Source organism: Pleionea sediminis (assembly GCF_007570825.1).
GTDB lineage: Bacteria > Pseudomonadota > Gammaproteobacteria > Enterobacterales > Kangiellaceae > Pleionea > Pleionea sediminis.
In genome coordinates this window covers 1217724-1240351 of the sequence record NZ_SUNB01000001.1, presented here as the reverse complement: position 1 = coordinate 1240351, position 22628 = coordinate 1217724, and the positions used below count along the sequence as shown (strand labels likewise).

The 22628-nt window shown below is 39.6% G+C and carries 20 protein-coding genes; 8 read left to right on the top strand and 12 right to left on the bottom strand.

All coding sequences use genetic code 11. The features are described 5' to 3' along the window. Positions 1-7 precede the first annotated feature (7 nt). Positions 8-4024, bottom strand: coding sequence for an Ig-like domain-containing protein (locus tag FAX86_RS04955; RefSeq protein WP_164503463.1), 4017 nt, complete (start codon positions 4022-4024; stop codon positions 8-10). Between the two features lie 223 nt (positions 4025-4247). Between FAX86_RS04955 and FAX86_RS04950 the strand changes: the two genes are divergently transcribed. Next, positions 4248-4628, top strand: a complete 381-nt coding sequence (locus FAX86_RS04950; RefSeq protein WP_144392231.1) for a hypothetical protein — start codon at positions 4248-4250, stop codon at positions 4626-4628. 49 nt (positions 4629-4677) lie between these two features. Here FAX86_RS04950 and FAX86_RS04945 read toward each other — a convergent pair whose 3' ends face one another. From FAX86_RS04945 to FAX86_RS04930, 4 genes are all read right to left on the bottom strand, one after another. Then, positions 4678-5634, bottom strand: coding sequence for a CorA family divalent cation transporter (locus FAX86_RS04945; protein WP_144392230.1), 957 nt, complete (start codon positions 5632-5634; stop codon positions 4678-4680). Positions 5635-5640: 6 nt separating this feature from the next. Continuing rightward, a complete protein-coding gene (locus tag FAX86_RS04940; RefSeq protein WP_144392229.1) occupies positions 5641-7704 on the bottom strand; it encodes a mechanosensitive ion channel family protein in 2064 nt (687 codons plus the stop codon). Between the two features lie 82 nt (positions 7705-7786). Next, a complete protein-coding gene (gene mutH / locus FAX86_RS04935; protein WP_246128499.1) occupies positions 7787-8461 on the bottom strand; it encodes a DNA mismatch repair endonuclease MutH in 675 nt (224 codons plus the stop codon). Then, positions 8458-9117, bottom strand: coding sequence for an HAD family hydrolase (locus FAX86_RS04930; protein ID WP_164503462.1), 660 nt, complete (start codon positions 9115-9117; stop codon positions 8458-8460). Before FAX86_RS04930 ends, mutH begins: the two co-directional genes overlap by 4 nt. A 136-nt stretch (positions 9118-9253) precedes the next feature. On the opposite strand from FAX86_RS04930, the gene rppH reads away from it, so the two are divergent. Together rppH and ptsP are read left to right on the top strand one after the other, a co-directional pair. Beyond that, a complete protein-coding gene (gene rppH, locus FAX86_RS04925; RefSeq protein ID WP_144392227.1) occupies positions 9254-9787 on the top strand; it encodes an RNA pyrophosphohydrolase in 534 nt (177 codons plus the stop codon). Positions 9788-9813: 26 nt separating this feature from the next. Further along, positions 9814-12081, top strand: coding sequence for a phosphoenolpyruvate--protein phosphotransferase (gene ptsP / locus FAX86_RS04920; protein WP_144392226.1), 2268 nt, complete (start codon positions 9814-9816; stop codon positions 12079-12081). 17 nt (positions 12082-12098) lie between these two features. Here ptsP and FAX86_RS04915 read toward each other — a convergent pair whose 3' ends face one another. From FAX86_RS04915 to FAX86_RS04905, 3 genes are all read right to left on the bottom strand, one after another. Then, positions 12099-14429, bottom strand: coding sequence for a tetratricopeptide repeat protein (locus FAX86_RS04915; protein ID WP_144392225.1), 2331 nt, complete (start codon positions 14427-14429; stop codon positions 12099-12101). A gap of 68 nt (positions 14430-14497) precedes the next feature. Further along, positions 14498-15118 carry a DUF938 domain-containing protein gene (locus FAX86_RS04910; RefSeq protein WP_144392224.1) on the bottom strand — a complete coding sequence of 207 codons (621 nt, stop codon included), beginning with the start codon at positions 15116-15118 and terminating at the stop codon, positions 14498-14500. A gap of 12 nt (positions 15119-15130) precedes the next feature. Beyond that, positions 15131-15922, bottom strand: coding sequence for an NRDE family protein (locus FAX86_RS04905; RefSeq protein WP_144392223.1), 792 nt, complete (start codon positions 15920-15922; stop codon positions 15131-15133). Between the two features lie 115 nt (positions 15923-16037). Here FAX86_RS04905 and FAX86_RS04900 point away from each other — a divergent pair, with 115 nt between their 5' ends. The 5 genes from FAX86_RS04900 to FAX86_RS04880 are packed head-to-tail and all read left to right on the top strand — an operon-like array spanning position 16038 to position 19804. Then, complete coding sequence (locus FAX86_RS04900) at positions 16038-16832, top strand: TSUP family transporter (RefSeq protein ID WP_144392222.1); 795 nt, start codon at positions 16038-16040, stop codon at positions 16830-16832. Between the two features lie 18 nt (positions 16833-16850). Beyond that, complete coding sequence (lgt, locus tag FAX86_RS04895) at positions 16851-17708, top strand: prolipoprotein diacylglyceryl transferase (protein WP_144392221.1); 858 nt, start codon at positions 16851-16853, stop codon at positions 17706-17708. A 16-nt stretch (positions 17709-17724) separates the two neighbouring features. Then, positions 17725-18519: a thymidylate synthase gene (gene thyA, locus FAX86_RS04890; protein ID WP_144392220.1), complete on the top strand. Its 795-nt coding sequence runs from the start codon at positions 17725-17727 to the stop codon at positions 18517-18519. 20 nt (positions 18520-18539) lie between these two features. Further along, positions 18540-19037, top strand: coding sequence for a type 3 dihydrofolate reductase (folA, locus tag FAX86_RS04885; protein ID WP_144392219.1), 498 nt, complete (start codon positions 18540-18542; stop codon positions 19035-19037). A gap of 11 nt (positions 19038-19048) precedes the next feature. Further along, the gene (locus FAX86_RS04880; RefSeq protein WP_144392218.1) at positions 19049-19804 is read left to right on the top strand and encodes a TerC family protein; all 756 of its coding nucleotides are present in this window, start codon (positions 19049-19051) and stop codon (positions 19802-19804) included. 76 nt (positions 19805-19880) lie between these two features. Here the strand turns inward: FAX86_RS04880 and folE2 are convergent, their stop codons facing one another. From folE2 to FAX86_RS04860, 4 genes are all read right to left on the bottom strand, one after another. Then, positions 19881-20783 carry a GTP cyclohydrolase FolE2 gene (gene folE2 / locus FAX86_RS04875; RefSeq protein ID WP_144392217.1) on the bottom strand — a complete coding sequence of 301 codons (903 nt, stop codon included), beginning with the start codon at positions 20781-20783 and terminating at the stop codon, positions 19881-19883. Between the two features lie 61 nt (positions 20784-20844). Beyond that, the gene (locus tag FAX86_RS04870; RefSeq protein ID WP_144392216.1) at positions 20845-21252 is read right to left on the bottom strand and encodes a MerC domain-containing protein; all 408 of its coding nucleotides are present in this window, start codon (positions 21250-21252) and stop codon (positions 20845-20847) included. Between the two features lie 17 nt (positions 21253-21269). Beyond that, a complete protein-coding gene (locus FAX86_RS04865; RefSeq protein ID WP_144392215.1) occupies positions 21270-21734 on the bottom strand; it encodes a Fur family transcriptional regulator in 465 nt (154 codons plus the stop codon). A gap of 33 nt (positions 21735-21767) precedes the next feature. Continuing rightward, positions 21768-22439, bottom strand: coding sequence for a DUF1826 domain-containing protein (locus tag FAX86_RS04860; protein ID WP_144392214.1), 672 nt, complete (start codon positions 22437-22439; stop codon positions 21768-21770). Between the last annotated feature and the right edge of the window lie 189 nt (positions 22440-22628).

Genomic DNA, 22628 nt, shown 5'->3' with positions numbered 1-22628 from the left:
ATTATTGCTAGAAGTCTTGTCTTTTTATTAGATATTGATTTGATTGAAACTCATTGCCTCGAATATTAATGAATATTTCTGCAACATTTGAGTTGTCAGTTCCATCATTCGCTTGAACTTCAATAAGATCTGTTCCAAAAAATCCTGGGCCCGGAGTGTAAATATAAGTGGGGCCATCGCCTGATATTGTTCCAAAGAAAGGTCCTCCAACAATGGAGAAGGTTAGTGGATCGCCATCAGCATCCGAATATCTAACGGTAAACTCAAGCGGTGTGTCTTGGAAGCCAATAAACTGGTCATCCTCGACAACGGGTGGCGTATTTTCAAATGGAGCGACATTGAGCGTAACTGTCGCAATATTTGAGTCTACTTGGCCGTCATTGGCTTTAAAGCTAAAGCTATCGGTGCCACTAAATCCACTATTTGGAGTGTAAACATAATTTGGTCCAACACCTGTTAACACACCTTGACTAGGCTGCGACGTAATGGAGTAAGTCAACGAGTCATTGTCGCCATCGGTAGCGACAACGGTTATGTCTTTTGGTGTGTCAACAACAACATCAAAAGTCGCATCTTGTGCAACAGGAGCTTCATTTAATTCAATTACATTTATTGTAATCGTCGCAATATTGGAATCGACAAGTCCATCATTGACTTTAAAGGTGAAGGTATCGGTTCCAGTAAAGTTGAATGGTGGTGTATAAAAGTAACCATTACCACTGCCAAATAAAGAACCATTGGGTTGACTGACAATAGTATAGGTTAGAGGATCACCATCGCCATCGGTTGCAGTAAGATTAATAAAGAAAGATGAGTTTACATCCACTTCAAATGAGTCATTTTGTGCGATAGGAGCGACGTTAACTTCTAAGACTTCGATGGTTGCTGTCGCGACATTTGAGTTATCTTGACCATCACTCGCTATGAATTCAAATGAATCCGTTCCAACAAAACCTGGATCCGGTGTGTAGATATAATTTGGTCCATCTCCGGTTAACGTTCCGTTCTCTGGTTGCGTAACTATGATGTAGGTTAGTGGGTCGTTATCCGAGTCGGACGCGACAACCGTGACATCGAGAGGCGTATCTTCTAATCCTTCAAAAACGAGATCTTCAGCCACAGGCGGGCTATTCAAATCTGCAACGTTTATTGTAATTGTCGCGGTATTTGAGTCTGCTTGACCATCATTAGCAATGAATGTAAAAGAATCTGAACCACTAAAATTTAAATTAGGTGTGTAAACAAAGTTTGGACCATCACCAGTTAGTGTTCCATTTTCAGGCCCTGAAATAACTTGATAGGTAAGAGAGTCTCCATCTGCGTCAGTGGCATTAACGGTAATGTTTAATGGTGTATCTTCTTGCCCTTCAACTAATGAGCTTTGCGCAATGGGAGGATTGTTACCAGCGTTGATTTCAACCGTGGCGGTAGCGACATTTGAATTATCTTCGCCGTCACTCGCAATGAATTCAAAGGTATCGATACCCGTAAATCCTGGATCTGGCGTATACACATAGTTGGGCCCGTCACCGGTAAGTGTACCATTTTCTGGTTCAGTAACGATGATATAAGTTAGCGGGTCGCCATCTTCGTCTGTTGCTACCACATTGATATCGACGGAAGTATCCTCTGGGCCATTAACGAATAAATCTTCTGCAACAGGCGGATTATTCACTTCGATGATTTCTAAAGTTGCTGTTGCGACATTTGAATTATCTTGTCCGTCACTTGCAATGAACTCAAAGGTATCTGTACCTGTAAAACCAGGATCTGGCGTATACACATAGTTGGGCCCGTCACCGGTAAGTGTGCCATTTTCAGGTTCAGTAACGATGACATAAGTGAGTGGGTCACCATCTTCATCAGTTGCTACTACCAACACATCTAGAGGACTATCTTCCTGACCTTCTGCAATTATGTCTTGCGCAACTGGAGGATTATTAACGGGTATCACATCAATAATTACAGTTGCAATGTTAGAGTCGTTCTGACCATCATTGGCAACAAATGAAAATGTATCAATACCAGAAAAATCTGGATTTGGTGTGTAAACATAGTTGGGACCTTCACCAGTGACAGTCCCTTCGGCTGGTGGTGTTACAATTTCATAAGTTAATGGATCTCCATCAACATCACCGGCTTCAACAAAAATATTCAACGTTTCATTTTCTAACATACTAACCCGACGATTCTGGGCGACGGGTGGTGTGTTAAACTCTTTAACTTGAATCGTTCCTGTAGCAATGTTTGAATCGTCCTGGCCATCGTTCGCAACGAAAGAGAATGTGTCGATACCTGTAAATCCTTCGTCAGGCGTATAAACAAACTCAGGTCCGCTTCCAGTAATTGTTCCATTTTCTGGTTGCTCTACGATAATGTAAGTTAGAGGATCCCCATCGGGATCACTTGCTTCTACCTCTAAGTCAATGGACGTATCAATTAATGTGCTAACCGTTAAGCTTTCAGCAACAGGAGGTTGATTAGCGTCAGGTATAACTTCTATTGTTGCTGTTGCTGTATTGGAATCGACTTGTCCATCATTCGCGACGAAAGTAAACGTATCTGTACCACTAAATCCTGGATTCGGTGTATAAATATAGTCAGGTCCGTCACCAGTAAGTGTCCCGTTTTCAGGAGGCGTTACAATTCTATAAGTTAAAGGATCATCGTCGGCATCAGTCGCAATGACTGTGAGTGATAATTGGGTATCTTCGGCAGCTTGTGTTTCCAAATCTAATGCGACTGGAGGAGAGTTATCATCAAGCGTACAACTGCCCATTCTGAGAAATTCAAAAGATAACCAGCCTTGTCCGTTTAATCGATAATCGATCAGTTGAATAGTTGCAAATTCAGAAACTTGATAATCGAAATTACTACCTTGTCCTCGATTGCTTGACCAGACAGGTATATCAATAGGAACACCGATGAGAGCATCCAAATTATCACGGATAGCTCGACTATTTTTAACACCGGGACGACCTTGAACAAAATCACCAATTGATAATTCAGTATCACTTGAATTATCTGGGTTAATGTAGTTATCGCTATTACCTGGAGGAACTAAGCTTTCAGCCAAACTTACTGCATCATTCGCACCATCCCAAGTTAACCAACTGTAATTTCCTGGACCAGTGCCGGTTGGAATTTCACTAAATTGGTCGCCGGTTTCCGCATTTGTAAAAAATGTTTGAGCTACTGTGATTGGATAAAGTTCACATAATGCTTGCGAGACATTTAAAGTTACTGTTGCGAGTTGTGAGTCAACTTCGCCATCATTGGCGATAAAAGTAAATGAATCGGTACCTATAAATCCTGAATTTGGAGTGTAAGTATATTCGGGTCCTGATCCTGTTAGTGTTCCGTTTGTTGGTGAATCAATGACAGAGTATGTGAGTTCATCACCGTCAGCGTCGAGAGCTGAAACATTAAATGTTACAGGTGAGTCAGTTGTACCATTAATTGTTATGTCTTCCACCGTCGGTGCTTCATTTCCTTCGGGAGAGCAATCGTTAATTCCCAAGTAAGTAAACGAAATCCATCCCTGACCATTGAGGCGATAGTCGATAAGTTCAATAGAAGCAAAAGTCGCTACTTCATAATCAAACAAACTACCTTGTCCACGATTACTTGACCAAACAGGGACTATAATTGCTTGTCCGAGAAGAGCATCTAATCTATCACGAACTTGTCGACTGTTCATGACGCCAGGACGACCTTGCACAAAATCGCTAACTGATAAAAACGTATCACTTGTATCGTCTGGATTAATATAAGTTTCGACATTTCCGGGAGGCACTAAACTTTCTGATAAGGTTACAACATCGTTAGAACCATTCCACGTTAACCAGCTGTAATTGCCCGGGCCTGTACCATTGGGAACTTCTGAAAACTCTTGACCAAGAGTTGCATTTTCTAATAGCGTTTGCGAGACTGTTAGTGGATATATTTCACAATGGTCACTTGCTTTGGTTTGAAAGGAAATAAAAGTTATAAAAGACAATACAACTAGGTTAATCGTTCGCATAGTACACCTCTGATTAAATACTTCACCCATTGTCTTAGTACAACTTACTACAGATATTCATTATTAATTTGCGATATTAAAAAACTAAATAGTTTTTTATTGCAAGGAGTCGATAAGGTTTCCTCGTTTGTGTTTTAAATCACTTTATTTGATTCGTAATTAGAACCTGAAATTTGCTTGAATTGTGCTAGTTTTAATTATGAGAATAAAAAAGGGGAACCTTATGAAAAACATAATAAACATTTTTATAGTAAGCCTTTCTTTGATGCTTTTTTCAGGAAATCTATTGGCAAAGGGGGTAAACGTTACTGTTACACTAACGTTTAATGCTGATCCGAGCTGTATCGTGGATGGAAAAAAACAGGAAGAGCGAACATTTCGAAAATACGATGAAGATTCTATTTCTTGGTCTACAGGATGTTCAATAAGTTTACCAAAGAAAATATCTCACTGTGCGCTAACTGGACAAGGTGTGTATGACTCTGACTCCATTTCGACATGGTCAAGTGTTTACTCTGGAGGTGAAATCTTGACTGAGCTTAAATCGGAAGCTGATATCAACACGACTTTCGGTAAGCTTTACGTTACTTATTATTGTCATTGAAATTAAAGTTATCATCGATTTTAAGAAGCTTGACGGCGCTTCAGGCTTCTTAAAACCAACCTTTCACTTTTAAATAAATTATTTCAATAATCGCAATTATTAACAACACAGAGCAAACCCACCAAAAAGCAGAATTTGCTTCAACGCCCGGCATACCGCCTACATTAATACCCAATAACCCAGTTAAAAATGAGACGGGAATAAATATTGCGGTGATCACAGAAATTAAATATAAATTTTTATTTACTCGCTGAGAAAGTTTGTTTGAGAGTAAGTTTTCTAGTTGCTGGCATCGTTCTCTTACAAGAGCTAGCTCTTCTACTTCATAAATCATTTCATCTTCAAGCTCTTGTAGTTGATGTTTCGTTTCAGTATTTAGCCAGCTAACGGAAACACGTGTTAACTTTTCCAAAACATCTTTTTGTGGTGAAAGGTAGCGCCATAACTTAGCTGAGGTGCGTCGAATATTTTCGACCTTCTCAAAATCAATGTTTTCCCCACTGTCGACGGCATCTTCAAGATCGTCCAGTTTATTCGCCAAAGACGTTACTTGCTTCTCGATTCGAAATAAAATTTCTCTTAGTAGGTGAGTAAATAACAGTTGTAGGTTAGGCAGCTCTGTTGGATTTTTTTCTAGAAATTGACGTGTTTCTGAAATTGTTTGTAAACGTCGACTGCGAAAGCAAAGTAAGTGATTTTGATCAAAGTAAATTCTAATACTTACCATGTCTTCAGGCTCAGACTCTGGATTAAGATTAATTCCTCGAATAAACAGTAATATCTTCTCGTCAGAAGTGACCAAAAGCCTGGGTCGAATCTCGGGGTCGACTAATGCATTTCGCTGAGTTTCCGATAGAGGCAAAGAATCGAAAATTGATAATAGATTACTTTCATCTTTATAATCTAAAGTGAACCACTTTGAATGACTTGAATGGAACAAGTCAATACTTTTACAGGATTCCCACTGTCCATCTGATAGTTGCATTAAAATGGGTGGATTAGTCATTAATTTTTAAGCTCCTTTAGTCTTATCACTTCGAATGTGTAAGTCTCTTTGTGGAAAAGGAATTTCAATACCGTTTTCTCGGAATGATTTATCGATTTGGTAATTTAAATCACTACGTACATTCGGGATATCTGAAATATTATGAAGAAATACTCGAATTTCAAAATTTAAACTGCTGTCACCAAAGGACGAAAAATGGATCTGACAAGGATAATCATCATTATCTGAAATTGTTAACGGATGATTTAATGCGATCTCGGTGAGTAATTGTTTAACTTTCTCCGTATCACTACCATACGCAACACCAATGACTAATCGGAGCCTTCCAATTCGATCATTAAGCATCCAGTTAGTAACTTGAGTTGTAATAAGATCGGAGTTGGGAATGATGATATCTGCTCGATCGAATGTTTGTATTTGAGTCGCTCTAATATTGACATTCTTAACTATTCCCTCTGTATTTCCTGTTATTATCCAGTCGCCTTTTTTAATGGGGCGTTCAATTAATAGGATAAGACCTGAGACAAAGTTACTCACAATATTTTGTAAACCAAAACCTATACCGATACTGAACGCGCCTGCTACCAGAGCTAAATTTTGAACCGAGAAGCCGGCAATTGAAAGAGCTATTAAGGCTGATGTGACTACGGCTGAATACCAGAAAATCGCAGCTATTGCTTCTTGCCCATTTTTGGCGATATTTTCGTTAACAGAATCATTTTTTTCTAACCTGGCTTTTAAGAGGCTTGAAAAACCTAATAGCATACCGAAAATTACTGTTGCCTCTAAAAGAGATCGAATAGAAACAGTAATAGTTCCTATTTGAAAACCTTCGTTAATGGCTGAACTTATTTGCTCTGTATAATAATCTGGGATCCCAAGAATAGTCATTTGCGACATAAAAACGAGAAGCGATATGCCTATAGTTAAACCCCAACGAATCCATCCCTCTCCGGGTAGCAATGGAGCATTGCGTTCAATTGACTTTAAAAAATTTATTTTAGAAATTAACCAAAAATAATATCGACAAATGTCTGGTCCTACATCGTGAATCAATTTCACAAATAGCCATAGCGTGCGGAATGTGATTGAGGTTAGAATTAATTGATGAGCTAATTCATGAAAACCTGTCGCATCAAGTGCTAACACGAAAGTCGTTGAAAGCCAGAAAATAAGTTTTTTCCTGTTGCTTAGTGAGCTAAAAGATAAGTAAAGAATAACAGCCCAAAAACATATTAGGGAAAAGTCTGCGATGAGTAACCAGTAGTTGTTGCGATTAACTAAATCACTTGTTAGTAAATCTGCACTGAAAACTGAGCCTGAAAATAGAAGCAAGCATTTAATGAAAGTACTGAATTTAAACTTTTTTAGCCAAGACAAATAAAGCGATGCAGTGAATAACAGTGTGTACCAAGTTTCAATTTCATAGTAGTGTGTTGTGGTATTTGTAAACCAAATGGCAATAAATGCTATGGTACTCATTATTAATATTGAGTGAAGTGACCAGTGTGTTGATTGATTGTTTCTATTGTCAATACGGTTTAGCTTTTTCAATATAAGCCATGAAATAACAAAGAAAAGGGTTCCTACGAATAAATTTTCTTTAAAGTTAACTTGGATGTATTTAACAATAGATGGTGATTGGTGTGTCGTATCCGTACTACTTTGGAGCAGCGATGTTCTCCGAGTTTTGTAGCGATAAAAAGAAAAGCTATTTAATTTCGTAAGTACTTCTTTTTTTACCAACATTGTCTCATCGGTTAATTGTTGACAATCTTTGGCACTTAGATTGTGACCTAATGTTTGGATTGTTGAGTCTTTTGAAGGATCTTGAGGTTGGTTTGAGCAACGAAGCAATCGACTTTCTAATTTATTCAATGTGCGATAAATAAGTTTTAGCTTTTCTTCGTCAATACTACTTTCATTCTCGATATATCTTCTGGTGTTATTGAGACTGTCTAATAATTCCGGTGCGGTAGTATTTAAAGTAACTCGCAACTTCTCTTGGTCAAAAGAAAAGCACAGTGGAGTTAAAAGACAAATAACAATGATTGTCCAAAGATTTTTCATGATTAAAGCCAATATTTTTATTTTCTTGAGAGTATGTTGTACTCAGTCTTAAGTCTAACTCAAGTATATACTATAGGATTCATTAATAACTCAATGACTTTAATATAGAGTGGGTAAAATTGCTTCTTAAGTAGAAGCCTCTGGGAAGGGTTTTGATAACCTCTCCATCGCTGCCTATAGCATCTGTAAGTATTTTGGAGTTCGCTGCTTTCGGCCTCACTTGTAGAGCCTGACCAAATCTCGAGTTAAGTTGTCCAAGTTCTCCTAGCATTACCTTTTCCATGGTTTCTTCCCAGTCGCTGCGGAGAGTGGCCTCTTGTTCAGGCGTAGGTTGCCAGAGAAGAGGTGTTGCAACTACGCGATCTTTTATTGCCAGATTTTTTGTACTTATGATGGGAACCCAAAGGACATGATTTAATTTTCTTTTAACCAGACTATTTTCCCAGGTTTCTCCTTGATTATTGATCAGGTGAACAACACTTACATAAGTCGACTCTAAAGGTTTACCAGTCTCGTCGATAGGGATGGTCTTTAACTCAATGCCTAGATTGGGAAAGTCGGGTTGCGGTAATGAGCCTGAACTGGCTCCTAATATAAATTCGATAAACTGGCCAATCCAACCTTTCTCGAGTTTTAATGTTTCAGGCAGTTGGGCAGCATACTTTTCTGCGATATTGCTGAGTTTAAATCCAGCGAGACTCTCGGCTCGAGTCATAAGTTCTTTGGTAGTCTTCGGTGGCGTTATACGTTGACTCAATTGATACTCCAGTTTTCTATTGGCCAATTGTTATTTTGCGCGACTTCTCTTAGCGTATCATCTGGACTAATAACAACTGGAACCTCTACTTCACGCAATAAAGGAAGATCATTATGTGAGTCGGAGTAAAAAGTTGATTGTTGCAAAGAATATGGCTTTTCAGCGAGCCACATTTGTAAGCGACGGATTTTGCCTGCTTGATAACTTGGAAGGCCTTTAATGTTTCCCGTATAGTTGCCATTGATTTGTTCAAGTTCGCTGGCGATTAAGCCATCGATGGGTAAATGCATTGTTGCCCAACCCGCGAGAAAGTGATTGGTTGCTGTCACGACAAGGCAGCAGTCATTATTTTCTTTATGCTGTTGGAGTCGATCAATTCCACGGGGCCTTAGTTTCGGCTTTACTTTTACTTGCGCAAACTCTTTTCCTAATTCTTTAAGTTCTGAGTGAGAAAATGTTGCCAGGGTCTTTGCTGAAAATTCGAGAAAACTTTGAATATCTAATTGGCCAGCTTGGTACTCGCTAAAATAGCGATTTTTTTGAGACTGATAAAACTCAACATCGACCAAGCCCTTTTCTGAGATAAAATCTCCCCATAGCTGATCACAGTCGCCTTCAAGCAGTGTATGGTCGAGGTCAAAAATAGCCAGTCGCAAAATAAATCAATCTCTGATGTCATCAATTGGTGGCCATTGTAAACCATGACTTCAATCATTTGGGGGACATTTCATTTGCTGAAATCAAAAACTTGTGGTTGAATGAGTTTAAGAAAAATTTAATTGGTATTTATAAGTGATTGATTCAGAAGGATTTCGTGCCAATGTTGGCATAATCGTCTGTAATGAATCTGGTCAATTACTTTGGACACGCCGTGCAAGGCAGAATTCTTGGCAATTCCCTCAGGGCGGGGTCAATGAAGGTGAAACACCCGATGAAACCATGTATCGGGAGCTTTACGAAGAAATTGGTCTCTCTCGGCAAGATGTAAAGATCTTGGGCTCAACCAAAAACTGGTTGCGCTACCGGTTGCCAACGCGTTATATCCGCCATGACAGCGTTCCTTTGTGTATTGGTCAGAAACAAAAATGGTATCTGCTAAAATTAATTAGCGACGAGAGTCGAATTGATTTTGACACAACCAATCACCCTGAGTTTGATGACTTTATGTGGGTGGGTTATTGGTATCCGATTCGGCAAGTCGTCGCATTTAAGCGAGATGTCTATCGCCAGGCGTTGATGGAACTGCTGCCAGTTATGCACGAGCAGCAACGGTTCCAGAGGCAAAAACGCTCCAGAAGGCGGCATCATCAACAACGGAAAAAATAAGCAGATTAAAAAATTGCAGGAGGGCTATGCTGGAGCGCGTCAGACAGATTACTCAGGAAGTTAATCGTGCAGAAAACACTCAGCAAGCACTCGAAGCCGTTGTATTGCGAGTTTGTGAATCTTTGGGTAGTGAGGTTTGTTCGGTATATTTAGCTGATTACGACCATCAGCGACTCACGCTTATGGCTAGCAAAGGATTAAATCCTAAAGTTGTTGGTCAGCTTCAGTTAGATTTTCATCAAGGCATTGTGGGACTCGTCGCGCAGCGGGAAGAGCCGATCAATCTAGATGATGCGCCAAACCATCCTAATTTTGAGCCGGTCGAAGACGCTTCTGAAGAGGCTTATCAGTCCTTGTTAGGAGCGCCGATCATTCATCAGCGACGTGTTCTGGGCGTTCTTGTTGTTCAGCAAAAACAACGTCGAAAATTCTCTGAGCCTGAAGTTAATTTTCTTGTTACTTTGTCGGCTCAATTGGCTTCGGTAATAGCTCGTTCTGAAAGTCGTGACCAAATAACCGCTCCAGTTAGTGATCCTCATGCTATTCGCAAGCTAAAAGGCTTTCCTGCGGCAAGTGGAATAGCCATTGGCGAGGCGATGGTGTTTTATCCGCCTGCCGATTTATCAGGTATTCCTGACAAGCCCGCCAAAAGTATTTCTGCAGAATTAAAGCGCATAAAAAAAGCGTTTCAATTAGCACAGGCTGAGGTTATTGCGCTAAAAAGTCGAATGGAAAATACGCTGGGCTCGGAAGAACTCAGTTTGTTCGATGCCTATTTGAATATACTCAATGATAATGGATTGAAGCGAGATGTTATTGCCGAAATTGAAGAGGGGCATTGGGCTCCTGCAGCTTTACGTCGCGCAGTCGACCAGCATATTCGAGTATTCGAAACAATGGAGGACACCTACTTTCGAGAGCGGTCGTCAGATTTAAAAGATTTAGCGCGCCGCGTACTCGTCTATCTTGAAGACGATCGAACAGCACGGCCAAAGTTAACGAAAGCTTCGATTTTAGTGGCGGAAGAGATCACTGCTGCAATGCTTGCTGAACTTCCCACAGAAAAGATTTTAGGTATGGTCTCGATGCGCGGTTCACCAACATCGCATGCGGCTATTTTGGCAAAAGCATTGGGTATTCCTTCGGTTTCTGGGTTTGATAACGTACCGATTAATAACTTTGAAGGAAAAGAATTAATTGTTGATGGATACAAAGGCTTGCTCTTTTTATCTCCGTCAGAAGGTTTAAAGCACCAGTACGAACATCTCATTATTGAAGAACGACAACTGACACAAGAGTTGGAAAGGTACACTAGTAAGCCAGCTAAAACGATAGATGGTAAAGTTATTCCATTATTGGTTAATACCGGATTGATGGCTGACTTTGAGAAAAGTTTGCATGTTGGTGCTGACGGTGTTGGATTATATCGAACGGAAATTCCATTTTTGTTGCGTGAGCAATTTCCTGGCGAAGAAGAACAGACTCGAATTTATCGTTCTGCACTCGAGGCTTTCAAAGGTAAGTCAGTAACATTTAGAACATTGGATATCGGTGGTGACAAACAACTACCGTATTTTCCAATTGTTGAAGACAACCCTTTTTTAGGATGGCGAGGTATTCGAATTACGTTGGACCATCCTGAAATTTTTCTTGTTCAAGCGCGTGCTATTTTTAAAGCCTCCCGTGACTTCCCTGACATTCGCATTTCTCTTCCAATGGTTTCCAGCGTTGATGAAGTTGATGAGGCGATGCGTTTGTTGGAGCAGGCATTGTATGAAGTTAATCACGAGCTTGGGGGCGTTCCACGAGAAATGCCTGAAGTTGGAATTATCCTTGAAGTGCCATCTGCCATCTATCAAATCGCACAAATTGCCAAGCGAGTTAACTTTTTATCTGTCGGCAGTAATGATCTTGCACAGTATTTATTGGCGGTAGATCGAAACAATACTCGCGTCTCAACTTTATACAGTTACTATCATCCTGCTTTGATTACGGTTCTTGACTTAATTGCCAAAGAGTGTTCGGAACAAAAAATTCGATTTAATATTTGTGGCGAAATGGCAGGTGATCCTATGGCTGCTGTTCTTTTATTAGGCATGGGTTATCAAGGGTTGAGCATGAATGCTCGCAGTATTCTTAAAATAAAAAAGATTATTCGTCATTTCGACTCGGCTGAAGCCAAACAATTAGTTGCTCATGTTTTAAGTCTCGAAAAAGCCAAAGACGTCCATACATTTCTATTTGAAGTGCTTGAAAATAAAGGTTTAGGTGGTTTAATCCGAGCCGGAAAATAGCTTTTAAATTCACCAAGTTATTCATTTAGCATTTTTTTCAATTTACTTAACTCTTTGCATTGAAAGCAGTCCACTTCAGCATCCGCTAGCATTAACTCGACTTTACTTAAAGCTATAAGGGCGTCATCGTGCTTATTAAGGTCTATAAGACTTTTGGCGTATTCAAGATTAATATCTGGGTGAAAAGGCCATTTCGATAAATAAGATTCTGCAACTTCAATTGCCTTTTGGATTTCACCTGACTTGCGGTAAGTTCGTATTATGGATTCTTCAAGCAATGCGTCAAAATTAGGTGTTATGCTAGGACTTAATAATAAGTTCCTCGTGGCATCGGTATAGTTCTTAAGTGCGCTATTCCACTGCTTTTTAGACTCATCAATGCGTGCTTGTGTATAAAGTAAAAGATAGTTGAGTTGTCGTAGGTTAAAGCGCTCGACAACCTTTTTAACTTTAATATGAGTTTTTTGAGCTTCGTCAAATTTATCGCTTTGTATTTGAATAAAGAGAGTACCAAAGTCGACCAGTTCTTGGAGAGATGGGTCAATTTTTTGTTTAAGAGCCTGTAATTGATTTTCAATAGTCCCTCGCTTGTTGGCTGCTAGGTAAATTTCTGTTCGTGATACATATCCTCCAAATATGATATCGAGCGGTTCTTCAAATTCATTCAGTGACTGTTGAAACTCTTCTAACAAGCTATAAGCCTTTTGCGGTTGGCCAGAAAGTATCGCCACTCCCATTTCATTTTGTTTCAGTCGTGCGAGTTGTCTTGGAGCTTGTGAGATTAAAGCGGCTTCGTCGAGCTTTTTTTGCATCGTTTTCAAATCGCCACGTCGATAAGCTAGATTAGCGAGCGCTAAGATTGGAGAAACTTTGTCTCCTTCAAGTAATGATGCTTGTACGAAAAACTTCTCTGCCGCTTCTAGGTTTCCTACATTAAGTTCTATTTTGCCAAGTTCTAACAATGGTCGATATGACTTAGGGCGAAGCTCTCGGTGTTTTTGAAACATTTTCTTAGCCATAGATTGATTTTCTATCGCTAGATAGGCCTCTCCCAATCGCTGATAAACTTGTGGTTGTGCCGGGTTTAAGGCTAAAGAGTCTTTCAATAATTGAATAATTTCTGCTCTATCATTTGTTCTAAACTGAAGTATGAGCGCCAAATTATTTTTTGGCTCGTAGTCATTAGGGTATAACTCTATCCAGTTGCGAAATAGGTTAATTTGTTCTTCGGCATTTTGCTCAGTCGCATGAATGGAAGCTCGAATAGAAAGAGTTAGGCGAGGGGTGAGCTTATAATCATACGTCAATGCTTTCCGAAAATGCATATTTGTTTGTTCCAATAGACCTTGTTCTGCAGCTAAATGGCCAAGTCGAATATGAGCCAGTGCAAAGCTGGGATCTAAATTTATTGCATTCTGCGCATATTCAGTAGCTTTTTGATAGTCGTTATCAAAAGTCTTTGCTAAAAGGCTTTTGACAAAAGCTTCCAAAGCTTCCAAATTATTAGTCGAGTGTTCGCTTGCAGGAATTAAATTCAGATTTGAGGATGGCTCGATAGGAATTTCAGTTATGTTTTGTAGCTTATTGGTTGCTTTATCGGTGAGCACGAATAGACTTTCATCTGATATAGATAATGTTTTTATTTTTTTAGACGTCGACGTTTCATACACTTCTAAATTTAGCTCATACTTTTCGTTTTTCTTTAGTGAGCCGCGGATAAAAAAGTGAAGGTCGCTATTAAGGGCAACCCTTCGAGCTAAAGATAATGGAATATTTAACCCATCTTTAAATCCTGCGCGTCGAACTTCCCAATAAAAGTTATCATCAAATAGTGATGTAGCGTAAAGTTCATCGCTTTGACGCAGTTGTAAACTCAAAAGTAATGTCGAGGCATAACCTAGCCAGTTTTCACTCGCATTAGAAGATTGATACTCAAAAAAAAGAATTCCAATTCTTGGAATAGTCGTTGATTCGGTTTGTTTCGTTATTGCCGATGTTACATCCCTAGCAGAGGTATTCACCGGAGTTTGAGAGCTATTATTCACTAGAAAAAGAAGTACGCCAACTAATACAAGTAAATTGGTTGGTAGAGTAACTTTTTCGATATTTCCCCACTCATCTTTACCGGGTGCTCCGTGTCGCCAAGCCAGAATTAACATTCCCGGTATCATAGTCAACATTGCAGCCAGCACATAGTCAACAAGATTATCGCTGAATCCATAACGTTCGATAATCATTCCTGAGAACTCCATTAATGCGACCGTCGCGCCTAAGTATAAGCCGGCGATTTGTAGCATTCGGCGTTTTAGAATCTCTTTGAAAAAAGAAGTTTTTTGCTGATCTGGCATTGGATGTTTTACTTCCTATTTATCAACTCGTATTTGAGGCCTTAATAGAACGCTTTGATTATTACGAACTAGTCGAACTGTACGGTCTTATTTAGTATTACAGATTTTTGCCAAACCAAAAGAAAATTATTGGCCGGCATAGTATGCTTTTCGATAAAAAATAAATCTGCTTTGCGAGCTTGTTCTTCGATATCAACAAAGTCTCTTATTCCCATTTCGGGATCTTGAGATTGGAGATAGTGGTCAAAGTCTTTATTACTTTCGCTGGTATATTCACCGCAAAAATTAAAAGGGCCATACAAGCAAAAATAACCGTTTGCTTTTAAGACTCGACCAACACCGGAGAAGAAAGATTCCACCATAGGCCAAGACATAATATGGGCGGTATTGGCACTATAAATACCTTTTGCCGCTGTTACTGGCCATGAGTTTGTAACATCGAGATCAATCGGTCGTAGCAAATTATCGCCTGAATAGTCATCAATCCAGGCATTTATGCCAGGATGGTTTTCTTTTTTATCACTGGTTTGCCAAGTTAAATGTGGCAAATGCTCGGCAAAATAAACGGCATGTTGTCCTGTTCCGCTACCAATTTCTAAAACCGAATCTGTATTTTCAAAGTAGTTTTTTATGACATCTAATATTGGTTGTTTATTATTTTCACAAGCTTGTGAGTATGGCTTTCCCATTGTCGATGTCCTTTAAACTAAGTGGAACTGAATATTTTTGAATGACGGTTCGTCAGGTAAATGTTGTTTTTCTATCATATGAACCTGCCCATTCTGATCCGCCATAATAATGCACGATGATCGAGTTCCATACAGTCTACCCGAACTATTAAAGGGTTCAACAAAAAGGCTCGAATACCGATGTTCTGCTGAGCGTGCTAACCCCGTATCAGGAAGACGATCTAAATCAGATTTTTCTGTATTTTCTAATAGAGAAAAAAATTGGTCGGATGATAAATCATTTTGTTCGATCAGATGTGTCAGATGAGTTCTTAGCTTTTGCATTTTGGGCCATTCGTTTTGCATTAGACCATTGCTTAAAGCATGAGTACCAGATGCAAGAGATGTGATATCAGTTTGTCTATTGGAAAAGTAATGGGCGACAGGTTCGCGACTGAGAATCGAGCTAATTTCACCAGCGACAAAGTTAAACCCACTATAATTGGTTTGCTGACTTTTTAGTTGAGCAAAATAGTCAGATAAATTTCCATCATACAGTAGGCAATCCGTTACAATTCCTCCTCGTGATTGGCTACCAGGTGTATCTGTTACATGACGAATATTGGTTAGCGCAGCCCAGCGACCATGAGCGTTAACTCCTAGCCAGGTTCCTTGAGCTTGTAAATCTTGGCCGGCATAAATAATGGGTTGGGTTGGCCAGGCTTTTAAGGAAGCTGTGGGTCTATCGAAAAATTCGTCACGATTGGTCAGCATGACAAAGGGATATTCAGAATGTTGAGCGATAGCAAACGCGATAAGGCACATAATTTTTGAGTTCTCCAGTCGAACAGGGTAGTGTCTGTAAAATTTCGACTGGTTGGTTCCTCCGGGCCATTTAACTATTTGTAATCATAGCGAACTATAAATAAAAACAATACCGATGATAGAGTGGATTTATTATTTAGCGGCGGGTGTCGTAGCGGGGTTGATGGCCGGCCTTCTCGGAATAGGTGGTGGTTTCATCATAGTTCCTGTGTTGCTTTTTTTACTACCTAAGTCGGGTGTTCCGGCCGATATACTGATGCACGCCTGTATCGGGACGTCGCTTGCGACGATTTGTATTACCTCGATTTCTTCTTTTCGTTCACACCACAAGCGAGGGTCTGTCGATTGGCAATACTTCAAATTGCTGGTTCCGGGGATCGTGGTAGGAGCTTTATTATCAGGAGTTGTTGCTGATTTTTTAGCCAGTGATGTTTTGGCATATATATTTGGTGCAGGCGCTATGGTAATGGCACTGCAAATCTGGTTTTCTAAGCAGCCTGAAGCGGCCGTTGAGAAGTCTGGGGCGATGACAATATTTGCAGTTGCTAGTGGTATTGGTTGTGGTTCCGGATTAGTGGGTATTGGCGGTGGGTCGCTGGTTGTGCCTTATCTCCATTACTTGGGAGAAAGAATTACGCGTTGTGTCGGCACGGCTTCGGCTTGCGGGCTACCTATTGCGCTTGCCGGTACAGCCAGCTACGTTGTTATGGGGTGGAATGCGTCCATGCCTGAATTCTCTCTGGGCTATATCCATTTACCAGCTTTTTTGGGTATCATTGTTGCCTCGAGTTTGACCGCACCGTTAGGAGTTCGGTTGGCACATTGGCTGCCGGCTCAACAACTCAAAAAAGTATTTGCAGTTTTCCTATTGCTGGTGGGCATCAGAATAATTATTAATCACTTAGGGTGAGTCTGAACGGAGTTTTTAATGGAGTTTCCACAAATTGATCCCGTCATTTTGCATATTTATGGTCCATTCGCTTTACGTTGGTATGCGCTGACTTATCTTGTTGGGATTGCCGCTGCCTGGTATTTAGGCAATCGCCGAGCAAAAGATCCCAAGTGTATTTGGACGCAAGACGAAATTTCTGATTTTATTTTTTGGGGATTTGTCGGCATCGTTGTTGGTGGTCGAGTTGGTTATGTTCTGTTTTATCAATTTTCTCATTTTTTGAGCGACCCGATTTATCTGTTCCGAATGGACGAAGGTGGTATGTCATTCCACGGTGGTATGCTGGGTGTTATCGCAGCATTTTTTCTATTCGCACGTAAATCGAAAAAGTCTTTTTGGAGTTTGGCCGATTTTATTGCTCCGTTTGCGCCAATCGGTTTAGGTGCTGGACGTATCGGCAATTTTATTAATGCTGAGCTTTATGGCAGACCGACCGATTTAGAGAGCACGCCTTGGGCGATGATATTCCCAACGGATCCTGAAAAACTTTATCGGCACCCTTCGCAATTATACGAATTTGCGTTAGAGGGTGTTGTCCTATTTATTTTATTGTACTGGTATAGTGCAAAGCCGCGACCGCGGAAAGCCGTTTCAGGCCTGTTTTTATTAGGCTATGGTACGTTCCGGTTTATCGTAGAGTATTTCAGAGAGCCTGATGAGCACTTAAAGCATATGGCGGAATGGTTGACCATGGGACAGGTGTTGAGTGCTCCAATGATTGTGTTAGGTCTCGTGTTAGTCGTATGGGCTTATAAAGACCCAGTGTACGACATTGCGGAACCGGGCTCGAAAAAGAACAACGGAAAGAAGCAAAAAGCGCAAAAAAATAAATGAATTTAGGTGAAGAGCGATGAAGCAGTATTTAGATATGATGAAGCATGTCCTGGAAAATGGAAACGATAAGGGCGATCGCACCGGAACAGGAACGCGCAGTGTTTTTGGTCATCAAATGCGATTTAATTTGCAAGATGGTTTTCCATTGGTAACGACTAAAAAACTTCATCTTCGTTCAATTATTTATGAATTATTGTGGTTTTTAAATGGTGATACCAATATTCAATATTTAAAAGATAACGGCGTTTCAATTTGGGATGAGTGGGCGGATGAAAATGGCGATCTAGGTCCTGTTTATGGAGAGCAGTGGCGAAGCTGGAAAAAACCTGACGGCACTACTGTTGACCAAATTAGTAATGTCGTATCGCAGATTAAAACTAATCCAAATTCTCGTCGTTTACTCGTTGTGGCTTACAACCCTGGTGTAGCAGATGAAATGGCATTACCGCCGTGTCACTCGTTATTCCAATTTTATGTCGCGGATGGAAAACTATCGTGTCAGTTGTATCAACGCAGCGCTGACATTTTCCTCGGTGTGCCTTTTAACATTGCTTCTTATGCTTTGTTAACCCATATGATTGCGCAGCAATGTGATTTAGATGTGGGCGAGTTTATCTGGAGCGGTGGCGATGTTCATTTATATTCCAATCATTTTGAACAAGCAAAAACACAGTTAGCTCGCGAGCCGTTGCCATTACCTAAGTTAAATATTAAACGTAAACCCGCTGATCTTTACAGTTATGAATTCGATGACTTTGAAATAGTTGGCTACGAATCACATTCTCATATCAAAGCACCGGTTGCGGTTTAATTTATAATTTCGAGAAAGACATGACTCAACCAGTAATCTCTTTAGTATGTGCCATGGCAAACAATCGTGTCATCGGAAAAGATAATGAAATGCCATGGCATATGCCAGCTGACCTAAAACACTTTAAAGAAACGACCATGGGTAAACCAATCGTCATGGGGCGTAAAACGTTTGAATCGATAGGTCGGCCTTTGCCCGGTCGACGAAATGTAATAATCACGCGTAATCCAAAATATCATCATGACGGTATTGACGTCGTCAATAGCGTTGAAGACGCAATTACTCTCTTACAGGATGAACCAGAAATAATGATTACTGGTGGTGGGAATATTTATGAGCAAACTCTAGAGCGAGCTGACAATTTATTTCTCACTTTTATTGATTTGGATGTTGATGGTGATGCGTTCTTCCCAGCTTTTGAGCACTTGAATTTAGAAGAAAAAAGTCGTGAAGAGCATAGGCCGGACGAAAAAAATATTCACCCTTACACATTTGTGAATTTCTCTGTTATTAAATAAGGCGAGTTAACATGTTTGAATGGATAGCGAGTCCTGAAGCTTGGGTTGCACTTGGAACCCTTATTGCTCTCGAAGTGGTTTTAGGCATCGATAATATCGTGTTTATTTCTATTCTTGTTGGTAAGTTACCCGAAGAGCAAAGAAATAAGGGCCGCCAACTGGGATTGGCATTAGCCATGCTTGCGCGTCTTGGGTTGTTATTTAGTATCGTTTGGGTCATGGGACTAGTTGAACCCATCTTTACTATTTTAGGACAGGAAATATCGGGGCGAGACATTATATTAATCGTTGGCGGATTATTTCTATTAGCGAAATCAACGCATGAAATTCATGCGTCATTAGAAGTAATGGAAGATGGCCAATCTTCAAAAGGTTATTCCAGTTTTGCTTCGGTAATTGCACAAATCGCTGTCATTGATATCGTCTTTTCTCTCGACTCGGTAATTACGGCGGTTGGACTGGTCGATCACGTTTCCATTATGGTTATTGCTATCTTAGTTTCTGTTACCGTCATGTTATTGGCGGCTAAGCCCATTGGTAACTTTGTTGACGATAATCCTACGGTGAAGATGCTGGCATTATCTTTCCTTATATTAATAGGTGTGACATTAATTGCTGAAGGTTTTGAGGCTCATGTACCTAAGGGGTATATTTACTTTGCTATGGCCTTCTCTTTTGCGGTAGAAATGTTGAATATTCGAGTGCGCAAAAAGAAGAAATCTCATGCGCTTCATTTGAATAAGCCGATTAAAGAAGATGAGTCGTGATTAAATAAAAGTTAAGACGTTTTAGTTAAAGAAAGATTGTTATCGTCTTATCATTAGAGTTTGTATTTAACCGTTGTTACTGAGCGCTATGTTCAATGACAACGGCATTATGATTGTGCAGACTTTCTTGGTGCTCTACTTTAAAAGAGTAGCTATCTAGAAAAGGCATTTGGCTAAGGCTCTTTTTAACTATTCTTGCTGCATCTTCACAAAACATAAGGTTCTCTGCATTTAGCATGGCAAACTCTTGCTCATCTTTTCGTTTCACGACTGTTTGAGTGGGCGTTCCTATTGCTCCCTCAAGTTGAAAGATTAATGTGGGTATATCAGGCCAAGTGTTTTGGGCTATATCTAGAGTCAACTTTACAAACGAACGCTGGCCATGAGGCGTTGCAAAAAGTGTATTTTTTGTCTCAAACCACTCTAAAAACTCTTTCCTATCAATTCTTTCAGAGGTAAACTTTTTTTGAATCTCTTTTTTAAGAATGTCTCTTGATAATGATGCAGAGCAGGGGCAAGTGCTAGAGTAGGGAATACACAGTTCAAAGCCAAATAGATATTTATTAGACCGCTTTTCCCCATGTATTTTGATGGGATAAGATTGAAATCCCCAATTATTTGTTAGCAACGATGGCTTTTTCAGTATTAAATCAAATGATATTTCTATTTTAGAATTTTGGCTTTTACGATCTTGTGACTCTACAAATTTTGAAAGTAAGCTTTCTAGTCGTTCTTTACTAATTTGTTTTTCTTCAAGTTGATTTAGCAATAAGTGCAACCTTGACATATGAATGCCTTTGGCAGTTGGATCGGCTAGGTTTACATACACGTTGACGGCTGTTGAAATGTTAGAAATGGACTGATCTAAATGCTTAATTTTCATTGGAACCGCGATATTTTCCATTCCGACCCATTGCAATGTTGTTAGAGTGATAGGTTGGCTATTTGATGTAATATCCGGTAGCGTTGTAGAGTTCAAGACAAATTCCTTATGGGTAAAACGACACTTGTATTAAAAGCCAAGAACTGAACTCCTAATATCAATAATGATTATTGCTAATATAGTTTGATTGTTTGTTAATTAATCGAGAGTTCCAGAAGTGTCCTAAAATTAAAAATAGAGAGCCAATCAGAGAGGGAATTTTTTCTTCTAAAGTACCTACTTTATATTCCTCTAACAAAGTAGCTAAAATTAGGAAGAAAAATCCCCAAAAGACTAAATAAATTGACGATAACTTTTGATGTTTTCTATATCCGATAATCATTGCAAAAAAACTGATAGGGATAATAATCAATATAAGTAAAATATGAATTAATTCATGAGCAACATTTGTAAGTGTTATCCCGGATAAGAAAGTAATGAGCAAGGGACCTGATAAGCAATGAAAAGCACAGCCCATAGATAGGCCTATCGCTAGTTTGTCAGAGGTAAGAGACATTTTTTGCATTAATAATCACTTTCTCGTTAGTGTATGTTATTAGAGTGGCAATTAGAGCAAATGCAATTCATTTCTAGCTGAGGCGTTACAAGGTGAAATTCCGCTTTTTCGACACTCGCTTTTAATTCATTAAGTGTTGATTTGCTGACACTAATTTCTTTAACTTTATCGCATTCTTTACAAATTAAAAATTGAGGTACTCCGTGATCGTGATCGCAAGTAATGTGAGAACAAGCAACGTATTTATTAGCAATATTAAGCTTATGAACTAAATGTTCGCTCTCGAGAAAGTCTAAAATTCTATAAACTGACATCGCTAATATTGATTCACCAAAGTCCTCTCTGCATAGGTTAACAATGTCGTAAGCTGAAAGTGCTTTTTGAGACTTAATAAGACTCGAAAGTACTTGTTTTCTTTTATTAGTGAGCCGAGAGCCGTTTGCTTTACAGTGCTCTTCTGCGTGATCAATAACTGTCTGTAACTTACTCATTATTCCGAACCTTTCAAAAACCTGGTTATCATCTTATACAAAATCAATTGATAATAACAAACGACGCTCTCCTGGTGTTACCGAAGGCGATCTATGAACCAGCCCTGCATTTTCATTGCCTTCCCAGGACTCTCCTTTCAATAATGCGACGTCTCCTTGTGTTAATCTTTGAATATCTCTTAACCTGGAAAAGAGACCAGAATGCTCATCGGGTTTGCCTTGGTTGCCCGCTCCAAGTTTTGTTCGATCAACGATTTTATGAGGTAGCCATTCTGTGCCGTATCCTAGATAAGTAGTTACAAGCCGGCATGGAACATGATCAACATGAAATCTTGGACACATTGCGTGATTTAATGCCGTCAGTCGAAAGCCCGCACGTTTAACGTTGAAAATACAACAGAACATATCGACTAGTGTCGTGATGTCATCGCACAACGGACGTGATTGCTCCGAATTTCCAAATGCCCGATGAATATCATCAAAAACGCTAACTACGGATACTGGTTTGATCATGTTAAAAGATGAGTTGGATTTTAAAATATGATTTACCGAGTGAGTGATGTCGTTCGGTAAACTTCGCTTCCATATGGTTATATTGGTGTCATTGCGGTAGATGTCTGCAAAGACTGTTGGTTCTTCGCTTTCAACATATCGACCAAGGCAAAACTCATTAAGGCCAAAATCTTTTTTTAGTGCCTGTGACATCACACCATCTCCTTAGTTAAGTTACTGAAGCAAATACACAAAAACTCAGGGTTATACCTACAAAATCGTTCTCTTTGTGAAGCCGATACGCATTGAAAAGTAGGATTTCTTAAATGTTATGTTATAACATAATTTGCGAGGTATAAATGAACACCTCATATTTTTTAATAAAAATAACGGATGGAGATT

Coding starts and splice junctions, on each gene's coding strand:
- FAX86_RS04955 (WP_164503463.1), bottom strand. CDS start 4,024: ATGCGAACGATTAACCTAGTTGTATTGTCTTTTATAACTTTTATTTCC.
- FAX86_RS04950 (WP_144392231.1), top strand. CDS start 4,248: ATGAAAAACATAATAAACATTTTTATAGTAAGCCTTTCTTTGATGCTT.
- FAX86_RS04945 (WP_144392230.1), bottom strand. CDS start 5,634: ATGACTAATCCACCCATTTTAATGCAACTATCAGATGGACAGTGGGAA.
- FAX86_RS04940 (WP_144392229.1), bottom strand. CDS start 7,704: ATGAAAAATCTTTGGACAATCATTGTTATTTGTCTTTTAACTCCACTG.
- ptsP (WP_144392226.1), top strand. CDS start 9,814: ATGCTGGAGCGCGTCAGACAGATTACTCAGGAAGTTAATCGTGCAGAA.
- FAX86_RS04915 (WP_144392225.1), bottom strand. CDS start 14,429: ATGCCAGATCAGCAAAAAACTTCTTTTTTCAAAGAGATTCTAAAACGC.
- FAX86_RS04910 (WP_144392224.1), bottom strand. CDS start 15,118: ATGGGAAAGCCATACTCACAAGCTTGTGAAAATAATAAACAACCAATA.
- FAX86_RS04905 (WP_144392223.1), bottom strand. CDS start 15,922: ATGTGCCTTATCGCGTTTGCTATCGCTCAACATTCTGAATATCCCTTT.
- FAX86_RS04900 (WP_144392222.1), top strand. CDS start 16,038: ATGATAGAGTGGATTTATTATTTAGCGGCGGGTGTCGTAGCGGGGTTG.
- lgt (WP_144392221.1), top strand. CDS start 16,851: ATGGAGTTTCCACAAATTGATCCCGTCATTTTGCATATTTATGGTCCA.
- thyA (WP_144392220.1), top strand. CDS start 17,725: ATGAAGCAGTATTTAGATATGATGAAGCATGTCCTGGAAAATGGAAAC.
- folA (WP_144392219.1), top strand. CDS start 18,540: ATGACTCAACCAGTAATCTCTTTAGTATGTGCCATGGCAAACAATCGT.
- FAX86_RS04880 (WP_144392218.1), top strand. CDS start 19,049: ATGTTTGAATGGATAGCGAGTCCTGAAGCTTGGGTTGCACTTGGAACC.
- FAX86_RS04870 (WP_144392216.1), bottom strand. CDS start 21,252: ATGCAAAAAATGTCTCTTACCTCTGACAAACTAGCGATAGGCCTATCT.
- FAX86_RS04865 (WP_144392215.1), bottom strand. CDS start 21,734: ATGAGTAAGTTACAGACAGTTATTGATCACGCAGAAGAGCACTGTAAA.
- FAX86_RS04860 (WP_144392214.1), bottom strand. CDS start 22,439: ATGTCACAGGCACTAAAAAAAGATTTTGGCCTTAATGAGTTTTGCCTT.